General features: G+C 66.6%; 1 pseudogene. It reads left to right on the top strand.

Features of this window, described 5'->3' with window-relative positions:
* Nucleotides 1-969: pseudogene (locus ATO11_RS22265) on the top strand (hypothetical protein); the annotation flags it as partial.

The raw sequence follows: 969 nt of genomic DNA on the forward strand, positions 1-969 counted from the left end.
TGACGGCAACGACATCATCGACGGCGGCCACGGCGAAGACGTGCTGCGCGGTGGCGCGGGCGACGACCTGATCATCTCGCGCGCCGACGGACGCGAGGGCGCGGTCACCTACGACCCCAACCGCGACGAGGGCGATCCCTTCAACGAGCTGACCGGCGGCAAGCTGTACCCCGACCAGCCGGTGCCCGGCGACGACCTGCTGCATGGCGGCGACGGCGCCGACATCTTCTACTTCCAGACCCTGATCAACGCCAAGGAACGCTTCATCCGCGAGCACACCCGCAGCGACGGCACGATCAACTGGGGCCGCATCGCCGGCGAGAACGACAACATCCACGACCACTGGCTGGACGTGCTGGGCAACGACACCATCCTCGACTTCAGCCGCGACGAGGGCGACCGGATCGTGATCGAGGGCCACACGACCGAGATCGCCTCGATCACCTACGGCGACATCAACAACGATGGCGTGATGGACCACTCGATCATCACGCTCTACTCGGACCAAGGCCGCAACGGCGGCGCGCATAACGACGACCTGCTGGGCACGATCACCGTCTACGGCGACCTCGTGAAAGAGTCCGACATCGAGCACAGCGCCGCGCCGACCTACGGCATCGTCGCCACCTCCGACAACCTCGACGAAGCCCTCGAACCCCTCGAAGACGCCGTCAACGTCCGCAACGCGGGCCGTGGGAATGATCTGGGCACGATGGCCGATCACGTCGTCGCGGGCGTCAAGGCCCCGGTCCTCGCGGTCGAAGGCCCCGGCCAGCTGAGCGGCGAGGATGACGATTACATGGAAGTCGGCCAGCACGCGGCGATGAACCTGCGCGCGGCGACGATCGAGCTGACCTTCGAGCTTGACCGGCTGTACGGCCGCCAGGCCCTGGTGTCCGCCGATGTCGAAGGCGCGGATTCGGGCGAGTTCACGGTCTGGATCGATGACGGGAAGCTGGTGGTTGCGAT

It is taken from the genome of Pseudaestuariivita atlantica, from assembly GCF_001205715.1.
GTDB classification, from domain to species: domain Bacteria; phylum Pseudomonadota; class Alphaproteobacteria; order Rhodobacterales; family Rhodobacteraceae; genus Pseudaestuariivita; species Pseudaestuariivita atlantica.